16 protein-coding genes are annotated in these 18,245 nt (G+C 68.7%); 8 read left to right on the top strand and 8 right to left on the bottom strand.

Features of this window, described 5'->3' with window-relative positions; genetic code table 11:
• Positions 1 to 75: 75 nt before the first annotated feature.
• Positions 76 to 1,398 carry a serine hydroxymethyltransferase gene (gene glyA, locus ACCC97_RS14065; RefSeq protein WP_413333404.1) on the top strand — a complete coding sequence of 441 codons (1,323 nt, stop codon included), beginning with the start codon at positions 76 to 78 and terminating at the stop codon, positions 1,396 to 1,398.
• A gap of 1 nt (position 1,399) precedes the next feature.
• Here the strand turns inward: glyA and ruvC are convergent, their stop codons facing one another.
• Positions 1,400 to 1,948: a crossover junction endodeoxyribonuclease RuvC gene (gene ruvC / locus ACCC97_RS14060; RefSeq protein ID WP_007832433.1), complete on the bottom strand. Its 549-nt coding sequence runs from the start codon at positions 1,946 to 1,948 to the stop codon at positions 1,400 to 1,402.
• A 147-nt stretch (positions 1,949 to 2,095) separates the two neighbouring features.
• Here ruvC and ACCC97_RS14055 point away from each other — a divergent pair, with 147 nt between their 5' ends.
• The gene (locus ACCC97_RS14055) at positions 2,096 to 4,171 is read left to right on the top strand and encodes a hypothetical protein (RefSeq protein ID WP_413333390.1); all 2,076 of its coding nucleotides are present in this window, start codon (positions 2,096 to 2,098) and stop codon (positions 4,169 to 4,171) included.
• A gap of 149 nt (positions 4,172 to 4,320) precedes the next feature.
• Here ACCC97_RS14055 and ACCC97_RS14050 read toward each other — a convergent pair whose 3' ends face one another.
• Positions 4,321 to 5,310 carry a phosphatidate cytidylyltransferase gene (locus ACCC97_RS14050; RefSeq protein WP_007831391.1) on the bottom strand — a complete coding sequence of 330 codons (990 nt, stop codon included), beginning with the start codon at positions 5,308 to 5,310 and terminating at the stop codon, positions 4,321 to 4,323.
• A 12-nt stretch (positions 5,311 to 5,322) separates the two neighbouring features.
• A complete protein-coding gene (locus ACCC97_RS14045; protein ID WP_007831392.1) occupies positions 5,323 to 6,180 on the bottom strand; it encodes a lysophospholipid acyltransferase family protein in 858 nt (285 codons plus the stop codon).
• Here ACCC97_RS14045 and ACCC97_RS14040 point away from each other — a divergent pair, their 5' ends adjacent.
• Complete coding sequence (locus ACCC97_RS14040) at positions 6,181 to 6,606, top strand: DUF2809 domain-containing protein (RefSeq protein WP_007831394.1); 426 nt, start codon at positions 6,181 to 6,183, stop codon at positions 6,604 to 6,606.
• Here the strand turns inward: ACCC97_RS14040 and mtgA are convergent.
• The 5 genes from mtgA to ACCC97_RS14015 all read right to left on the bottom strand — a co-directional run bounded on the left by mtgA (position 6,572) and on the right by ACCC97_RS14015 (position 11,896).
• Entirely contained in the window at positions 6,572 to 7,315 is a 744-nt protein-coding gene (mtgA, locus tag ACCC97_RS14035) for a monofunctional biosynthetic peptidoglycan transglycosylase (protein ID WP_007831396.1), read from the bottom strand. The two genes, ACCC97_RS14040 and mtgA, sit on opposite strands and share 35 nt — an antisense overlap.
• Positions 7,312 to 8,172 (bottom strand): shikimate dehydrogenase, encoded by an 861-nt coding sequence (gene aroE / locus ACCC97_RS14030; protein ID WP_007831397.1) that lies wholly within the window; start codon positions 8,170 to 8,172, stop codon positions 7,312 to 7,314. The genes mtgA and aroE overlap by 4 nt, the downstream gene beginning before the upstream one ends.
• 30 nt (positions 8,173 to 8,202) lie before the next feature.
• Positions 8,203 to 9,057, bottom strand: a complete 855-nt coding sequence (locus ACCC97_RS14025) for an energy transducer TonB (RefSeq protein WP_413333388.1) — start codon at positions 9,055 to 9,057, stop codon at positions 8,203 to 8,205.
• Between the two features lie 49 nt (positions 9,058 to 9,106).
• Positions 9,107 to 11,164: a ribonuclease catalytic domain-containing protein gene (locus tag ACCC97_RS14020; RefSeq protein ID WP_413333386.1), complete on the bottom strand. Its 2,058-nt coding sequence runs from the start codon at positions 11,162 to 11,164 to the stop codon at positions 9,107 to 9,109.
• 138 nt (positions 11,165 to 11,302) lie between these two features.
• Positions 11,303 to 11,896: a YqiA/YcfP family alpha/beta fold hydrolase gene (locus tag ACCC97_RS14015; RefSeq protein WP_042673102.1), complete on the bottom strand. Its 594-nt coding sequence runs from the start codon at positions 11,894 to 11,896 to the stop codon at positions 11,303 to 11,305.
• A gap of 359 nt (positions 11,897 to 12,255) precedes the next feature.
• Between ACCC97_RS14015 and ACCC97_RS14010 the strand changes: the two genes are divergently transcribed.
• From ACCC97_RS14010 to ACCC97_RS13990, 5 genes are all read left to right on the top strand, one after another.
• Complete coding sequence (locus ACCC97_RS14010; protein WP_042673104.1) at positions 12,256 to 12,990, top strand: response regulator transcription factor; 735 nt, start codon at positions 12,256 to 12,258, stop codon at positions 12,988 to 12,990.
• A 6-nt stretch (positions 12,991 to 12,996) separates the two neighbouring features.
• Positions 12,997 to 14,841, top strand: coding sequence for a sensor histidine kinase (locus tag ACCC97_RS14005; RefSeq protein ID WP_413333384.1), 1,845 nt, complete (start codon positions 12,997 to 12,999; stop codon positions 14,839 to 14,841).
• A 32-nt stretch (positions 14,842 to 14,873) separates the two neighbouring features.
• Positions 14,874 to 16,028, top strand: coding sequence for a rod shape-determining protein RodA (gene rodA / locus ACCC97_RS14000; RefSeq protein ID WP_007831412.1), 1,155 nt, complete (start codon positions 14,874 to 14,876; stop codon positions 16,026 to 16,028).
• Positions 16,029 to 16,149: 121 nt separating this feature from the next.
• On the top strand, positions 16,150 to 17,610 hold the full coding sequence (tldD, locus tag ACCC97_RS13995) for a metalloprotease TldD (protein ID WP_007831414.1): 1,461 nt from the start codon (positions 16,150 to 16,152) through the stop codon (positions 17,608 to 17,610).
• Between the two features lie 46 nt (positions 17,611 to 17,656).
• Complete coding sequence (locus ACCC97_RS13990; RefSeq protein WP_007831416.1) at positions 17,657 to 18,190, top strand: hypothetical protein; 534 nt, start codon at positions 17,657 to 17,659, stop codon at positions 18,188 to 18,190.
• The last annotated feature ends 55 nt before the right edge of the window (positions 18,191 to 18,245 follow it).

Below are 18,245 nucleotides of genomic sequence, written 5' to 3'. Positions count from 1 at the left end.
AGATTATCCGGTTTGCCCGGCCGCGCACTGCAGGCGACGATGCGCCCATCCATCACTTCCAGCGAGATCCACCGCATGCCCGCCGCCCTGCAACGCCGCCCCTGGGTTCCCGCCGCCAGCGAAGACCACGTGCTTTCCATTGCCGCCGACGCCGCCGCGCGCGATGCGGCGGGCGTCGCCACCGAGATCGAGCGGCTGGTGGCCGACAACCACCGCATCCACGACATCGACGGGCTGAATCTCAACCCCGCTACCAACGTGATGAACCCAGCCGCCGAGGCGCTGCTGTCGCGCGGGCTCGGCTCGCGCCCCTCGCTCGGCTATCCGGGCGACAAGTACGAGATGGGATTGGAGGCCATCGAGCGGATCGAGGTCGTCGCCGCCGAACTCGCGGCTGAGGTCTTCGGCGCGAAGTTCGCCGAAGTGCGCGTGAGTTCCGGCGCGCTGTCGAATCTCTACGTGTTCATGGCGACTTGCCAGCCTGGCGACACGATCATCGTGCCGCCGCCCAGCATCGGCGGCCACGTCACGCACCATGCGGCGGGCGCGGCCGGGCTCTATGGCCTGAAGCCGGTTTCCGCGCCCGTCGATGCCGATGGCTATACGGTCGATACCATCGCGCTGGCCAGGCTGGCGCGCGAAGTGAAGCCGAAGCTCATCACCATCGGCGGCAGCCTGAACCTGTTTCCGCATCCGGTGCCCGAGATCCGCGAGATCGCCGATGGCGTGGGCGCGAAGCTGCTGTTCGACGCGGCGCACCTCTCGGGCATGGTGGCCGGCAAGGCGTGGCCGCAGCCGCTCGAACAGGGTGCGCATGCGATCACCATGAGCACCTACAAGAGCCTGGGCGGCCCGGTGGGTGGCCTGATCGTGTCGAATGACGCGGCGCTGATGGAGCGCATCGACGCCATCGCATACCCCGGCCTCACGGCCAATTCGGATGCGGGCCGCACGGCCGCGCTGGCCCGCGGGCTGCTCGACTGGAAGGCGCATGGCGCAGCCTATGCAGCTGCCATGCGCGAGACCGCGCAGGCACTGGCGCGCGCGCTCGATGCGCAAGGCCTGCCCGTGTTCGCGAAGGCGCGCGGCTTCACGCAGTCGCACCAGCTTGCGGTTGAAGCAGCGCGCTGGGGCGGCGGGCAGCATGCGGCGAAGAAGCTCGCGCGAGGCGGCCTGCTGGCCTGCGGCATCGGCCTGCCGATCGCGCCCGTGGAGGGCGACATCAATGGCCTGCGGCTCGGCGTGCCCGAGATCGTGCGCCTGGGCTTCACGCCCGACGACATGCCGCAGCTTGCCGACTGGATCGCGCGTGCACTCGAAGGCGATGCGGCGTGCGTGGCCGCCGAAGTGCGCGAGCGCCGCACGCGGCTCGGCGAGTTGCGCTACATCGTGCGCTGACTCAGCGCGAACGCCCTTGCCGGTAGGTGCCGGCGTGGGTCTTCGACAGCTGGGCCGCTTCCGCGAGCCGCGCCATCGAGCGCCCCACCTGCGCATGCGTGATGGCGATGCCCAGCGCGTCCGCCGCATCGGCGCCCGGCAGGCCCGGCAGGTCGAGCAGCCGCCGCACCATCTCCTGCACCTGCGCCTTGGCGGCCTGGCCGTGGCCCGCCACGGCCTTCTTCATCTGCAGCGCGGTGTACTCGGCTACCGAGAGGTTGTTGCTGACCAGCGCGGTCACGCAGGCACCGCGCGCCTGCCCCAGCAGCAGCGTCGACTGCGGGTTGACATTGACGAAAATGATCTCGACCGCCGACGCATCGGGCTGGTAGCGCGACGTGATCTCCGCGATGCCGTCGAACAGCACCTTCAGGCGCGCCGGCAGGTTGCCGGTGCCCAGGTGCCGGGTGCTGATGGTGCCGCTGGCCACGTAGCGCAGCGCATGGCCGTCCGCGTCGACCACGCCGAAACCGGTGGTCTGCAAGCCGGGGTCGATGCCAAGAATGCGCATGAGAGAAACGAAAGGCCTACGCCCGAGCAAAGAGGAGAGAGAAGGACCGAGCCAGCGCTGGAAAGCCGCGCGATCGCGGGCAGAATCCGTGCCGATTCGTACAGTCTGCCCCGCTTCCCGCAGGGCGCGCCACACAAGGAAGCGAATGTGAATGTAGTCGAGTCCTCCGCGCAGCGGCAACTGGACGAGGCGCAAGCCTTGCTCGAACGCCTGCAGCACCCCGCTGAACGCGCAGCCGCGAGCTTCCGGCGCGTCGAACTGCTCAACGACCTGGGCCGCCGCGACGAGGCGCTGGCCGGCTGCACCCGGCTGCTCAACGAATTCGCGGCCATGCCCGAGGCCGGCGTGGTCGTGCCCTGCTGCCAGGCGCTGCGCCTGCTGGCGCACATGCTGCGCCAGATGCACCGCCCCGCCGATGCGCTCGCCACCCTCGACCGCCTGATCGCCGCGCACGGCCAGCGCGGCGAGCCAGGGATCCGCGAGCACATCGCCCATGCGCTGTACCAGCGCACCTGGTGGATCGACGAGCCCGCGGCGCGCTGCGAGGCCTGCGACGCCATGAGCGAACTGCTCGACAGCCAGCCCGATGCCGCGCTCGACGCCTGGCGCGCGGAGGCCCGGCTGCTCAAGGCCGAGATCGAACATCACCGCGGCCTGCCGCAGGACGCACTGGCCACGCTCGATGCGGTAATCGAGCGCTTCGACGGCAGCACCGACCCGGGCGTGGTGCTGCGCGTGGCGCGCGCGCGCCTGGCCTCGGTGCTGAACCTGCGCGAGCTGGCGCAGCATGCGCAGGCCCAGGTGATGTGCCTGGCGGTGGCCGACCAGATCGAGGCCGGCCTTGAGGACGCGGCGCCCGAGCTGCGCATCGAGGGCGTGCGGGCGCTGACCCTGTTCTTTGACGGGTTCGGCATCGACGAGCATGCGAACCGCGCCGAGCTGGTCGGCTGGCTGCTCGAGCGCTACGGCCGCGATGCCTCGGCGCAGGTACGCCGCATGGCCGTGCGCCGTGCCTACGACTGGTCGGTGGGCCTGCGCGAGCAGGATGACGGGGAGGCCGCGCTGGCCGCCTGCGAGCGGTTGCTCGCCACCTTCGGCGCAGACTCCGATGCCGGGGTGCAGCGCACCGTGGCGGGCGCGCTGCTCAACAAGGGCTTCGTGCTGCTCGAACGGCTCGGCCGGGCCGAAGAGGCGCTCGCCGTGTACGAGCAGCTCGCGAAGCAATTGCGGGGCGCTCTCACGCCCGAGCTGCAGGACACCCTGGACAAGGCCACCGCCGGCCGCCAGGCCTGCCTGAAGCGGCTGCGCAAGGCCGATGCCGCCGGCAACCTGCCGGAACTGCCGTCCGAGCTGCGCGACGAAGTGCGCGACAAGGTCAGGCAGGGCCGCAAGCATGGCGATGCCGGCGAATCGAACGAGGCCATCGCGCTGTTCGACGAGGTGCTGGCCGCGCATGGCGCGTCGCCGCACCCCGAGCTGCGCCGGCAGTGCGCGCGGGCGCTGGTCCACAAGGCCTTTTGCCTGGTCGCGCTGGAGCGCTTCGCCGAAGTGGTCGTTGCCGCCGATGCGATGGACGCGCGCTACGGCGCCGACCCGTCCACGGAGATGCAGGAGACCGTCGCGCTGTGCCTGCAATACAAGAGCACCGCGCTCGACCGCCTCGGCCTGCACGACGACGGGATGCGGGTGCACGACCAGATCGTCGCGCGCTGGGGCAACTCCGAGTTGCCGGACCTGCGCGGGCGCGTGGTCGGTGCGCTGTTCCGCAAGGGCGCCACGCTGCGCCAGACCGGCCAGCTCAAGGCGGCCGTGGACTGCTACGACGAGGCCATCGCTCGCACCACCGGTGCGAGGGAAGGCACGCTGCAGCTGTGGGCCGCCAAGTCGATGATCAACAAGGCCAAGGCGCTCGACAAGCTCGGCGACCCCGTGGGGCAGGCCAAGGCCTACCGCGCGCTCATTGCGCGCTTCGGCGATACAGGCGATGCCGCGCTGCGCGAACGCGTCGCCAATGCCTGCGAATGGCTGGCCGAGGCCGAGGGCCGGCAGGGTCGCGTCGAGGCGCAGCGCGCGGCGCTCGAAGCCGCGCTGGGGCGCTTCGGCACGGCGTTGTCGGCCGAGCAGCGCGCGCGCCTCATGCGCGAGCTGCAGGCGCTGAAGGCCAGGGCGTTCGGCCGAAAGGCCAAGGAGGCCTTCGACCGCGTGGTGCGACGCAAGGCCTGAGCGAGGTCACCCGACACTCGAATCTGAACTGTCTCCGGAGTTCTTTCAGGAATACCGCGGAACCGGCTTTGCCGGGCCGCAGGTATTGCCCCCTGCAAGGGGGTTGGCGAAGCGACACGAAGTGCGCGCAGCCTGGGGGTGTGCCACGTTCAGGCGTTGAAGTACCAGCGGATCGAGTGGAAGAAGATCGGGGCGGCGAAGCACAGCGCATCGACCCGGTCGAGAAGGCCGTTGGCTCCCGTCACGCCCACGCCCTTCTGGCCCCAGTTCGGAATCCCCCGGTCGCGCTTGAGCGCCTTCATCACGAGGTGCCCCATCGATCCCGCGATGCAGGCAATGACCGATACCGCCAGCGCTTGCCCGAACCTGAACGGCGTGATGAACGAGAACAGCGCGCCCACCAGGCTGGCCACGACGATGCCGATGCCCCAGCTGGTCCAGTTGAAGCTGCGGCTCACGTTGGGCGCGAAGGGCGTGCGCTGCATGCGGCGCGAGATCAGGTGCTGCACCAGCACCGAGGTCTGCACCACGAACACCAGGAAGAACACGAGGAACGCGCTCTTGCCTTCGTAGCCCGGAAAGCTCAGCAGCAGCAGCGCAGGCACGTGGCTCATGCCGTAGACGCAGACCATGATGCCCCACTGCAGCTTGGCGTTGCGCTCGAGGAACTGGCTCGGGTCGTCGGCCAGCGCGCTCGCCACCGGGATCGCGAGGAACACGTAGACCGGGATGAACACGGTGAACAGGTCGAAGCGCGCGGTGGCCACCAGCCAGAACTGGATCGGCAGCACCACGAAGAAGGCCAGGATCAGGCTGCGGTGGTCGCCGCGCCGCGTGGGCGAGAGCGTGATGAACTCGCGCAGCGCGAAAAAGGAAATCAGCGCGAACAGCACGGTGGCCACGGTTTCGCCCAGCGCCCAGCCGATCCAGAAGATGATCACCATGAACCAGGTGGTGCCCAGCAGCGCGCGGAAGTGCGCCAGTTCGGCTTGCCAGGCGGCGTCGTGCACGGGGTTGCGGCGCTCCCGGAAGGTGAGGAAGAACGCGGTGGCGCTCACGATTGCGAGCAGGCCGAAGACGATGAGGAAGAGTGCAGCGACCTGTTGGGTCGGGGTGAGGCTGCGCAGGAACTGGTTCATCTGTCGGTCATTTCAGACATCGCGCAAGGCAATCACCGCGGCACGCGCACGATCAAGGAAGGGCCGGCGCTCTTCGCCTTCTTCGACACGGATCGGCGCGCCGAAAGTGACCGAGCAGAGGATGGGCACTGGCACGATCTCGCCCTTGGGCATCACGCGCTGCACGTTGTCGATCCAGGCGGGCACCAGCACCACCTCTGGGAACATCGTGGCTAGCGTGTAGAGGCCCGACTTGAACTTCTGCGGCTCGCCCGTGTGGCCGCGCGTGCCCTCGGGAAAGATGATGATCGAGTCGCCGCTTCGCAGGGCTTCGACGAGGGGCGCAAGCGGATCGGGGGCAGGAGCTGCCGCGACGGGCGGGGCTTCGGGTTCTGCCGACGGAGGCGGCGGGGCAGGGGGCTCCGGCAGGTCGAGCCGGCCTTGCGCTTCGGGCACCGTCTCGGCGGGCGGTTCCGGTGTCGTCAATGGCAGCAGGGGCTCCATCGACGGCTCGATGCGCTCGGCCGGTGAGGGAGCGACGGCTCGCGCAGCGGGCGCTGGCGGCGGGGCCTCGACCGCCACAGGGGCAAGGGATGCCGTCGCAGCAGGCGCCGCCTGGCGCTCCACGTACACCGCGTTGAACACCTCCGTCGTGATCCAGCGCTTGACCGGCGTGTTGGCCCAGTAGTCGCGCGCCGCGATCGGCCGCGTGATGCTGCGCAGCTCCTCGGGCAGCGCCGCCCAGATCATCACCAGGTCGGCATGGCTCTGGTGGTTGGCGAAGTAGATGCGCTGCTCGGCCTTCGGCGGACAGCCATACCAGCGCGCCTGGGCGCCTGTGAGCAACCGGACGATTCCCAACAACAACCAACCCGTGAGCTTTGCCAGCATATGGGCGCGATGATACGGGCCATGCGATGGCGTCTCGATCCTCTTTCACTCGTGTGGGCGGTGGCCCTGTTCTTCGTTCTCGTGCTGCTGGCCACCGTCGGCGCGCGCTGGGGCTGGCTGCGCAGCTTCTTCGGCGACGTGCTGGCCGTGGTGTGGGTGTACTTCGTCTTCAGGACCGCGATCGCCGCACGCGTATGGCCGCTGGCATTGGCCGCGCTGGGCGTGGGGCTCGCGGTCGAGCTCGGGCAATACCTCGCGGCGGCGTGGCACCTGCACATCCCGAACCGCGCCTTGCGCATCGTGCTCGGCAGCACGGCCGACTGGTGGGACGTGCTGGCCTATGTGATCGGCTTCGGTGCGGTGCTGGCCATCGAAGGCCTGCGCGGCACGCTCAGGGCAGTTCGGCCGCAGGCATCCGTGCCATGACCGTCGACGCCCGCCCGCTCAGGTAGGGCGAACCGAGCCGGCGCTCGAAGAACCTGGGGCTCGGCAGCATCACCGCGAGGCGCGCGGCCTCGCTGGTGCTCAGGCGCGACGCCGGCTTGCGGAAGTAGTACTGCGACGCCGCCTCGGCGCCGAACACGCCTTCGCCCCACTCGACATTGTTGAGATAGATCTCGAGGATGCGCCGCTTGTCCAGCAGCACTTCGAGCAGCGTGGCGAGCACCAGCTCCTGGCCCTTGCGCAGCAAGGTGCGTTCGCTGGACAGCAGCAGGTTCTTCGCGAGCTGCTGCGTGATGGTCGATCCGCCGCGCAGCTGCACGGGCCGCACCGGCTTGCCGCGTGCCAAGGCGCGCGCCGCGCGTTTGGCGGCCAGCTCCTCGGCCTTGGCGTTGCGCTGGCGCGCGCGCTCGATGGCTTCCCACTCCACCCCGTTGTGGTCGACGAAGCCGGCGTCCTCGCTCGCGATGACGGCGCGCTTGAGCGTGTCGTTGATCTGCGAATAGGGCACCCACTGCTGCCGCCAGCCGCCGCCGCTGCCCTGGTGGATGGCAATCTGGAAGGCTTCGGAGCGCTGGAACGCGGTGCTCTGCGGATCGACCACGGCCATTGCCGCGATGCGCGCCACGAAGAACAGCTCGAGTGCCGCGCCCGCCACCACGAGGCAGGCGATCAGGCGCAGCACGGCTTTCATTTTTTCGCAGCGGCAAGCGATGCGCGCACTTCGGCCAGCACCTGTGCGGAAGGCGGGCGCACGCCGCGCCAGATCTCGAACGACTCGGCCGCCTGCTCGACGAGCATGCCCAGCCCGTCGCGCGCCACCGCGCCATGCGCCTCGGCCCAGGCCATGAAGCCCGCGGCCGCGGGGCCGTACATCATGTCGACCGCGAGCCCGCCGGCGCGCAGCACGCTGGCCTTCACCGGCACCGCGTCGCCCGCGAGGCTGGAGGCGGTGGCGTTGACCACCACGTCGAAGGCGCCCGGCACTTCGTCGAGCGCCCAGGCCTCGAGCGAGGCGCCATGGCGCAGCGCGATGGCCGCATGGTGGCGCACCAACTCGACGGCCTTGCCGACGGTGCGGTTCGCGACCACGACGCGCGAGACGCCCGCATCGAGCAGCGGGCCGAGCACGCCGGCTGCCGCACCGCCCGCGCCGATCAGCAGCAGCGCCTTACCTTTCAGCGGCACGCCCGCGTTGCGCACGATGTCGTTGACCAGGCCGATGCCGTCGGTGTTGTCCGCGTGGATGCTGCCGTCGGCGTCGAAGCGTAGCGTGTTGGCCGCCTGCGCGAGCAGGGCGCGTTCGCTGGTGTGCTGCGCCAGCGCAGCGGCTTCGAACTTGAAGGGGACCGTGATGTTGCAGCCGCGCGCGGTGTCGCCGCGTTCGGCGGCTTCGCTGCGAAAGGCCGCGATGCCTTCGGCGAAGGCGCCGAGCGGAATCAGCCGCCGGCCGTAGTCCAGCTGCTGGCCGCAGAGTTCGGCAAAACGCGCGTGGATGCCGGGCGAGCGGCTGTGCTCGACCGGGTTGCCCATGACGCAGTACAGGTCCATGGCGTCTGCCTCCTTGGGTTTTCTTGTCGTCTACTGCGAGGAGAGTTCGACCGACCCGTCGTGTGCAAACCGGAAGTGCGGCCGGATCACGATCTGGTCCGCATGCTCCTTGCGCATCGCATCGGTGAACTTGCCGAAGTTGCCGACGCTGGCGACGATGGCCTGGGCGCGGCGGTCCAGCACGGGAGCGCCCGAGCTTTCATCGACCACCGTCGAGAGCAGTCGGCCGTCGAAGTTGACCGTGATGGTCATCGTGAGCTCGCCATAGAGCTTCTTGCCGGCGAGCGTCGGAAAGTTGGCTGTGCCCTGGGCTTCCACCCGGCGGCGCAGCGAGTCCACGTAGCTCGCGAAGGCCGCTTCCCGCGTGAAGGGGCTCAGGAAGCGCTTCTTCGGGCGTGCGTTTTCCTCGTTCACGCGGCGCTCGATCTCGGCCAGCAGGTTGATCATCTGCCGGCGCTTTTCTTCCTGCGCCGTGGCCTCGGTCGGGTCGCCGGGGTTGCGCGGGTCGGGCGCAGGCATTGCGGCGAGCTCGCGCTTGAGCTGGGTGAGCATCTGCAACTGCTCGGTCTGCATCGCATCGACCTTGCGCTGCGCGTCCTCGAACGATTCACCGACGGTGGTGAAGCTCGACGGCGGCAGCGGGCTGGTCGCGCGGCCCTTGTCGAGGTCGCCGCCGCCCGCAAGCGAGGTCTGCGCCCGCAGCCGGGCGCTGGGATCGGGCTTGTCGTTGGTCCTTGTGTTGACCAGGATCACTTCGAGCGGCGTGTCGCTGAAGACCTTGTTGAACGATTCGGGATCGACGAAGCGCACCGCGAGCAGCACGGCATGCGCAATGACCGACACGCCCAGTGCAATCTGCAGCGTGCTGAGGTCCTTGAAGTTCATTCTCGAAATTCCTCCAGGGGGCGCATTTCTCCGGACGAGCTGCCGAAGTTCATGCTGGCGTGTTTTCGGGTGCGGCTTCGCTGTCGCTCAGGTCGACGGCAATGGCGATCGGGCCTGCGACCACCTCTTCCTCCTCTCCGCTCTCTTCGTCGACGGCCGCATCGGCCTTCGGCGCGTCGAGGCGTTCGAGCACGGTGCCGGTCACGTCGAGCGCGATCTCGTCGATCTCGCCGAGCTTCACGCGCAGCCGTGCGCCGCGTTCCTGCTGGCCGGCCACCGGGAACACCAGCGGCAGCGTGTCGGCACGCACCAGCGCGCCGTTCGGCAGGTCCTTGATGACGGTGGCTTCGAGTTCGGTGATGCCCTGCTGCTGCAGGTACTTCAGCGTCCAGAAGCGTTCCATGCCGCCCTGGTAGGCGTTGTACGTGGCATAGGCCGCGTCGAAGCCGGAGAGGATCGAGAACAGGTCGGCGTCCTTCGGCTTGAAAGGCGCGGCCAGTGCAGCGGTCTTGCCGTGGCGCGCCGCCGCGATGATCTGCCACTGGTTCACGAGGTCGGTATAGCGGCGCAGCGGCGAGGTGCTCCACGCGTAGCTCTTCACGCCCAGGCCCGCATGCGGCAGCGCGCGCGTGCCCATGCGCACCTTGATGCCGGGCGCGAGGCTCGCCTGGCTGCGGTAGAGGCCGGGCACGCCCAGTTCGCCGAGCCAGCCGCCCCAGCTGCTGTTGGCCAGGATCATCGCCTCGGACACGATCAGGTCGAGCGGCGCGCCGCGCTCGCGCGTGCTGATCTGCACCTGCTCGCTGCCGGTGGGCTCGCCGTCGTTGCCGACGAGGCGGAAGTTGTAGTCGGGCCGGTTGAAGTTCTCCGGCTTGCCGCGCACCACTTCGCGCTGCGCCTTCAACTGCTTGGCGAGGCGGAACAGGAAGGAGAGCGGGGCGCGCAGGTTCGCGGCGGCTTCCGGAGTGTTGTCGCTCTGGCAGGACGCGTCTTCGAGCCAGGGCTGCGTGACGACGGTGTCGAGCTGGTCGTGGCGCAGGTTGGCCACGATCGGCACGCGCTCCAGTTTCGTTTCGGTGGCTTGCAGTTCCAGCGTGGCTTCGTCGAAGCGCGCATAGAGCGACACGGCAGGCCGGTCACCGCCTTCGAGCAGGGTGTAGGTGTTGACCACGTCGTCGGGCAGCATCGTGATCTTGTAGCCCGGCATGTAGACCGTCGACATGCGCGCACGCGCCACGTTGTCGATGGCGCTGCCCGGCGTCAGCGCCAGAGCCGGCGCCGCGATGTGGATGCCGACCGTGACGGTGCCCGTGCCCAGGCCTTGCACCGAGAGCGCGTCGTCGATCTCGGTGGTCTGCGAATCGTCGATCGAGAAGGCCTGCAAGCCGGACGCCACCGGCAGGTCGTCCACGATGGCCGGTGCCGCGAGCGCGGGGAAACCGGTGCCCTTGGGAAAGTTCTCGAACAGGAAGCGGCGCCAGTGGAACTGGTAGGGCGAGTCGATGGCGCCGGCGCGCTCCAGCAGATCGAGCGGCGCGCGCTGCGTGGCGCGCGAGGCGTCGACCACGGCCTTGTATTCGGGGGCGTTCTTGTCGGGGCGGAACAGGATCTTGTAGAGCTGCTCGCGCACCGGTGCGGGGCACACGCCTTCGGCCAATTGCGCGGCCCATTCGGCGATCTGCGCCTGGATGGCTTTTTTCTTCTCGATGGCGGCCAGCGCCTGCTGCACGATCTCGGCCGGCGCCTTCTTGAAGCGCCCCTTGCCCGCGCGGCGGAAATAGTGCGGCGCCTCGAACAGCGCGAACAGGGCGGCGGCCTGCTGCGCCAGCGAGGGCTTGTCGCTGAAATAATCGGCTGCGAGATCGGCAAAGCCGAATTCCCCCTCGGCCGCGAATTCCCAGGCGAGGTCGAGGTCCATGGCGGCGGCGAGAGTGCGCGCCTCGGCGATCAGGTCGGCGGGCGACGGTTTCTCGAAACGCAGCACGATGTTGGCGCCCTTGACCTTGACGCGCTTGCCGGTGTCGAGTTCGACCTGTGCCGACGCCTCGGCCTCCGACAGCACGCGGCCGCCGAGGTACTTGCCGGCTTCTTCAAACAATACAAACATCCCTCGATTGTCCCACGCTGAAAACCGGCGCGATCCAATTCCAGGATGCAGCGGAACCGGCCTTGCCGGGCCGCAGGCATCGCCCCCTGCAAGGGGATTGGCGCAGCGACATGAAGTGCGCGAAGCCTGGGGGTGTACCTAGATCGGGTTGATGAACGCCATGACGTCGTCGAGATGCGCTTTCTCGAAGTCGGAGAGGGCGTGGTCGCTGCCTTCGAGCAGCTTGATGTTGCTGTCGGGATAGCGCGCGGACATCTCATGCCAGTCGAGCGCTTCGTCGCCCTTGGCGATGATGGCGAAGACGCGCTCGGGCCGCGTGAGCGGGCCGACTTCCATCGCACGCAGTTCGTGGATGTATTCGGGGCGGAAGTAGAAATGCTCGGCCGGGTCGTGCCAGAGGGTCTGGTCGCCGATGTAGCGCGTGAGGTCGCGTGCGGGATGTACGGCCGGATTGAGCAGCACCGCGCGGCAGCGCGTCATGCCGGCCACGTAGGTCGCGTAGTACCCGCCGAGCGACGAGCCCACCACCGCCATCGACTTGCGCGGCCAATGCGCGATGCCCTTCATCACCATGTCGATGGCATCGTGCGGCGACGGCGGCAATTGCGGGCACCACCACTGCAGGTTCGGGTGGCGCTGCGCCACGCGTTCCGCGACGATCCGGGCCTTGGTCGAACGAGGCGAAGAACGGAAGCCGTGCAGATAGAGCAGGTGAGTGGTGTGCGCATCCATGCGAGGAAAGGACGGGAGGTGCGGCTGTTGCACCTCGCTTGGCGGGACCGGGTAATTCTGCATGAGGTCTGTTCTCGCGAGGCCGCTTCCAACATACGAAAAGCCCGCTGTGCGGGGGTTCTTCGGGAACGCTATAGCTTACTGAGGCCTGGGGCGCGTGGGCACCCTGTGTACGCGGAATCCAAAAGTACTCATGTGATGACCAAGGGGTGCAGGTGGCCTGCGTTCGGGCTACGTCACATGCGAGAGAGGGGCTCGCCTCGGAAAAGCGCGGTTTCGTGGAGCCTTGCGATGTGCATCCCATGAACCGGGTAGGCGCGTACGGATTCGGTGGGGGCGCCGAGGCTTATGCTCTGCCCATGAACACTGAGGCTCAGGAGGACGCGACGCTGCACCGCTGGGGTGTGCTCGTTGTCGAAGACGACAGCCGCGCGCGTGCCTTTTTCGAGGCCAGCGTGCAGCGCAGCCCACGCCTTTTCTGGCTCGGCAGCGCCGGAACGGTGCAGGAAGCGCTGGGATGGCTGGCCCGCACCGCCACCATTCCCGACGTGCTGCTGGTCGACCTCGGCATGCCCGACGGCACGGGCCTCGACGTGATCCGGGACGCGGTCGCGCGCTTTCCTGGCTGCGAGCCGCTGGTGGTGTCGGTCTTCGGCGACGAGGAGAACGTGCTCGCCAGCATCGAAGCAGGGGCCGTGGGCTACATCCACAAGGACGCCGCACCGGAGGACATCGCGCAGACCATCGTGGAGATGAAGGCTGGCGCCTCCCCGATCTCGCCCATGATCGCGCGGCGCGTGCTCGCGAAGTACCGCAGCCTGCAATCGGCAGCCCCTCCCGGCGCGGCGCCGGGGGCAGCGCCCGAAGCCGCCGCGGAAGAGTCCGACCGCGGCCTGCTGTCGGCGCGCGAGCACGAGGTGCTGACGCTCATCGCTCGCGGCTTCTCGTACGCGGAAATCGCGCGGCTCAAAGGACTGAGCGTGCACACGGTGCAGACCCACATCAAGAATCTCTACGGAAAGCTCGCCGTGCATTCCAAGAGCGAGGCGGTTTTCGAAGCGACGCGTCTCGGCCTGTTGTCTCATCCGGGCTGAACGCAGATGCGACCAAGTCGGGTGCTGCTGCTTGTGCTTTGGCTGGCGATGCTCTTCGCGGGTATCCCCGGCGTCTGCGGCGCGGCTGCGTACGAGGCACCGATCGAACTGCGCCAGGGCACCGTCACGACCTCTGTCGACGGCACCACGCGCACGGGGCCTGTCGAGCTGCCCTACCACTGGGACCGCCGGCACCAGGGGCGTCCCGGCCTGGCGAGCTTCGATCTGCCGTTCAGGCTCGAGGCCGTGCCCGAGACACCGTGGGGCATCTTCATCCCGCGCGTCGGCAACGTTTTCGAGGTGCAGCTCAACGACGCGCTGCTGCAGGTCTACGGCGACCTGAGCCGCGGCAATGATGCCGACTACGCCAAGGCGCCCATCTACGTGCCGGTGCCCGGGCGCCTGCTGCGAACGGGCGACAACCTCCTGCAGATCCGGCTGCGCGCCGACACCGCGCGGCGCGCGGGGCTTTCGCGGGTGGTCATCGGGCCGGCCACGCCGGTGCGCAATGAACTCTTCGAGAGTGCCTACGCATGGCGCTTCACCGGCTCGGTGCTGCTGATGGCCTTCAGCCTGATCGTGGGCGGCATCGCGTTGGCGCTGTGGCTGACGCAGGTCGACGCCGATGCCAGGGGCGCACAGCGGCGCGACGGCATTTACTTCTGGGCCGCGCTGGCCGAGTTCTGCTGGGCGCTGCGGGTGGCCGACGGCGTGATCGCGGAGCCGCCGCTGTCCTGGGGGCCATGGGGCGTGCTGATGGCCGCCTGCTATGCGGGCTGGGCAGCCTCTTCCATGATGTTCGCCTATCACCTTGCGGGATGGGCGCGCGAGCGCCGCGGCCGGTGGGTGCGGTGGCCGATCGCGGGCGTCGTGGCCGGGACGGTGTTGTCCAGTGCGCTGTCGCTGCAGCGCGACGAGCCGATGTGGCTCACCGGCTGGCTCGCCGTCGAGATCGTTTTCGTCCTGGCCTTCGCCGGTGCCTTCGCGGTCGCCACCCTGCGCAAACCGAACGCAGAGCGGCTGCTGGTGGCCGGCGCTGCCCTGGTGACGGTGGCCTTCGGCACGCGCGACTGGCTGGTGATCCGCCTCGGCGACGCCTATGGCGAGACCACCTGGGTGCGCTATTCGTCGGTGTTCTTCGGCGTGGCGCTGCTGCTGATCGTGCTGCGGCGCTTTCGCGCGGCGAGCGTGCAGGCGCGCGGCTCGGTCGCGGCGCTCGCCGAGCGGGTGGCCCAGCGCGAGCGCGAGCTCGCGGCCACCTACGCAGAGCTCGAAGCGGCGGCGCGCGACCAGGCGCGCACCCACGAGCGCGAGCGCATCCTGCGCGAGATGCACGACGGCGTGGGCTCGCACATCAGCTCGGCGATCCGGCAGCTGCAGTCGGGTCAGAGCAGCTCGGGCGACCTGCTGCGCACGCTGCGCGATTCGCTGGACCAGCTGAAGCTGTCGATCGATTCGATCCATCTGCCGCCGGGCGACGTGGGCGCGCTGCTGGCGGCGGCGCGCTACCGGCTGGAGCCCCGGCTGGCGGCGGCGGGCATCGAGTTCGAATGGGCGGTGGACGAGGTGGAGCCGGTGGAGGGGCTCGACGCGCTGGGCATGCGGCAGTTGCAGTTCCTGCTGTTCGAGGCGATCTCCAACGTGCTGCAGCATGCGCAGGCCACCGTGCTGCGGTTCGAAGCCGGCATGCAGGGCAAGACGGTGCAGCTGCGGGTGATCGACAACGGCAAGGGCTTCGACGCGGTGAAGCACCTGCCGCGGTCGCTGGCGGAGCGCTCGGGGGCCATCGGGGCCCGGCTGGCGGTGGAAAGCCGACCCGGGCGCACGGTCGTTCAGCTCGAATTCGATTGAGGGGGCTGGCGGGGCAGGGATAATCCGCCCCCATGTCTGCCGTGTTCAACCAGCCCTCCCTGGCGCGTCGCATCGCGCCCATCTTCCAGGGCTTCGACGGCTTTCTGGCCTTCGCCGTGCTGCTGCTCGCGTTCGCCGGGCTGCTGACCATGTATTCCTCCGGCTACGACCACGGCTCGCGCTTCGTCGACCATGGCCGCAACATGCTGCTGGCCGGCTTCATCATGTTCGCGGTGGCGCAGGTGCCGCCGCAGCGGCTGATGCTGGCGGCCGTGCCGCTCTACACGATGGGCGTGGCCCTGCTGGTGGCGGTGGCGCTGTTCGGCATCACCAAGAAGGGCGCCACGCGCTGGATCAACGTGGGCGTCGTGATCCAGCCCAGCGAAATCCTGAAGATCGCGATGCCGCTGATGCTGGCCTGGTGGTTCCAGCGGCGCGAGGGCCAGTTGCGGCCACTCGATTTCGTGGTGGCGACGGTGCTGCTGGCGGTGCCGGTCGGCCTCATCATGAAGCAGCCCGACCTCGGCACCTCGCTGCTGGTGCTGGCGGCCGGGCTGGCGGTGATCTTCTTTGCCGGGCTGCCATGGAAGCTGATCGTGCCGCCGGTGCTGATCGGCGCGGTGGCCGTCACGCTGATCGTGGGTTTCGAGTCGAGGCTGTGCGCCGACGGGGTCGACTGGCGCGTGCTGCACGACTACCAGAAGCAGCGCGTGTGCACGCTGCTCGACCCCAGCAAGGACCCGCTGGGCAAGGGCTTCCACATCATCCAGGGGATGATCGCCATCGGTTCGGGCGGGGTGGGCGGCAAGGGCTTCATGCAGGGCACCCAGACGCACCTCGAGTTCATTCCCGAGCGCACCACCGACTTCATCTTTGCCGCGTATTCCGAGGAGTTCGGGCTGATGGGCAACCTGGCGCTGATCTCGGCCTTCATCCTGCTGGTCTTTCGCGGGCTGGTCATCGCCACCAACGCGGCCACCCTGTTCTCGCGCCTGCTGGCGGGAGCGGTGACGATGATTTTCTTCACCTATGCCTTCGTGAACATGGGCATGGTGAGCGGCATTTTGCCGGTGGTGGGGGTGCCGCTGCCGTTCATCAGCTACGGCGGCACCGCCATGGTGACGCTTGGGTTGGGGCTGGGCATCCTGATGTCTATCGCCCGGGCCCGAAAACTGGCTCAAAGCTAGCGCGCCCCCAGGCCAGGAACACCGGGGAACCGGCCTTGCCGGGCCTCTGGTGTCCCCGGCAGGGGGAAGGCGAAGCGACGCGAAGTGCGCGCAGCCTGGGGGCGAGCCATAGAATCCTGAAATGATCTCTCGCGAACCCACCATCGAGCGCCTCGCCACGGCGCAACAGCTCCTGCTCACGCCGTTCGGACTCGACGAATCGCACCTGAGCAAGGCCTTGGCCGAGATCACCGCGCACCGGGTGGACGACGCCGACCTGTACTTCCAGTACACCCGCAGCGAAGGCTGGAGCCTCGAAGAGGGCATCGTCAAGACCGGCAGCTTCAGCATCGACCAGGGCGTTGGCGTGCGCGCGGTCAGTGGCGAGAAAACCGCCTTCGCTTACTCCGACGATATTTCCGAAGCCTCGCTGCTCGACGCGGCGCGCACGGTCCGCTCCATTTCCTCCGCTGGCCGCACCGGCCGCGTGAAGACGGCGACCCGCAAGATCGCCTCCAGCCGCTCGCTCTACGACGGCATCGACCCCATCGCCACGCTCGACAGCACCGCCAAGGTGAAGCTGCTCGAAAAGGTCGAAAAACTGGCCCGCTCGCGCGATCCGCGCGTCGCGCAGGTCATGGCCGGCCTCGCAAGCGAATACGACGTGGTGCTCGTGGCCCGCGCCGACGGCACGCTGGCCGCCGACGTGCGCCCGCTGGTGCGCTTGTCGGTCACCGTGATCGCCGAGCAGAACGGCCGCCGCGAAATCGGCTCCGGCGGTGGCGGCGGGCGTTTCGGCCTGGCCTATTTCACCGACGAGCAGATCGCCGAATACGTCGGCCACGCCGTGAAGGCCGCGCTGACCAACCTCGACGCGCGCCCGGCCCCGGCCGGCGAAATGACCGTGGTGCTCGGCTCCGGCTGGCCCGGCATCCTGTTGCACGAGGCCATCGGCCACGGGCTCGAGGGCGACTTCAACCGCAAGGGCTCCAGCGCGTTCTCGGGCCGCATCGGCCAGCGCGTGGCGGCCAAGGGCGTCACCGTGCTCGACGACGGCACCATTGCCGACCGCCGCGGCTCGCTCAACGTCGATGACGAGGGCAACGCCAGCCAGCGCAACGTGCTGATCGAGGACGGCATCCTCAAGGGCTACATCCAGGATGCGCTCAACGCGCGCCTCATGAAGGTCAAGCCCACCGGCAACGGCCGCCGCGAGAGCTACGCCCACGTGCCGATGCCGCGCATGACGAACACCTACATGCTCGGCGGCGACAAGGACCCGAAGGAAATCGTCGCCAGCATCAAGAAGGGCCTGTACGCCACCAACTTCGGCGGCGGGCAGGTCGACATCACGAGCGGCAAGTTCGTGTTCTCGGCCAGCGAGGCCTACTGGGTCGAGAACGGCAAGATCCAGTACCCCGTGAAGGGCGCGACCATCGTGGGCAATGGCCCCGACGCGCTCACCCGCGTGACCATGATCGGCAACGACATGGCGCTCGACTCCGGCGTCGGCACCTGCGGCAAGGAAGGCCAGAGCGTGCCCGTGGGCGTCGGCCAGCCGACCCTGCGCATCGATGGTTTGACCGTAGGCGGAACGGCCTGAGAGCTTGCTAAGCTGCGCTCCTTCACAAACTAGGAAGGAGCTTTCGATGATGAGGATCAGGATCAATTCGTCCGCGACCCTGTGGGCCGTGACTGCAGCGGTGGCGCTGGCAGGCGCAGGCTGCGCGTCGCGCGGCGGCAGCCAGGGCGCGGCTGCGCCGGCACCCGCGGCCGCTCCCGCCGCACCGGCCCGCGGCGGCGCGAAGGCCGGCATGGATGCCCAGGGCAACGTGGTCGATTCCTCCAAGGTCGAGGCTGGCAGCGGCCGCACCGTCAAGGGCCTGAACGGCTACGAAGGCGAGATCACCGGCAACCCGGCGCGCAACAGCAAGTTCGCGCGCCTGCAGATCGGCATGAGCGCCAGGCAGGTCACCGACCTCGCGGGCCCGCCGACCGACCAGGGTGCCTACGTCACCGGCAAGGCCTTCATTCCGTTCTATTTCGGCAGCGACCGCCACCGCTACGAAATGACCTACAAGGGGCAGGGGCGGCTGGTCTTCGCGGGCGGCGGCATGGGCGACTATTCCAGCGGCAACCTGATCTGGATCATCCACAACCCGAACGAATCGGGCTACCGATAAACAACGCACGTCCCGGCCGCTTGACCGGGATTTTTCTTTCCGTGCTACATTTCGC

It is taken from the genome of Variovorax sp. Varisp85, assembly GCF_047304045.1.
In the GTDB taxonomy this organism is placed as follows: Bacteria; Pseudomonadota; Gammaproteobacteria; order Burkholderiales; family Burkholderiaceae_C; genus Variovorax.
Note: the sequence above shows the minus strand (reverse complement) of the source record. Positions and strands in the feature narration are given on the sequence as shown.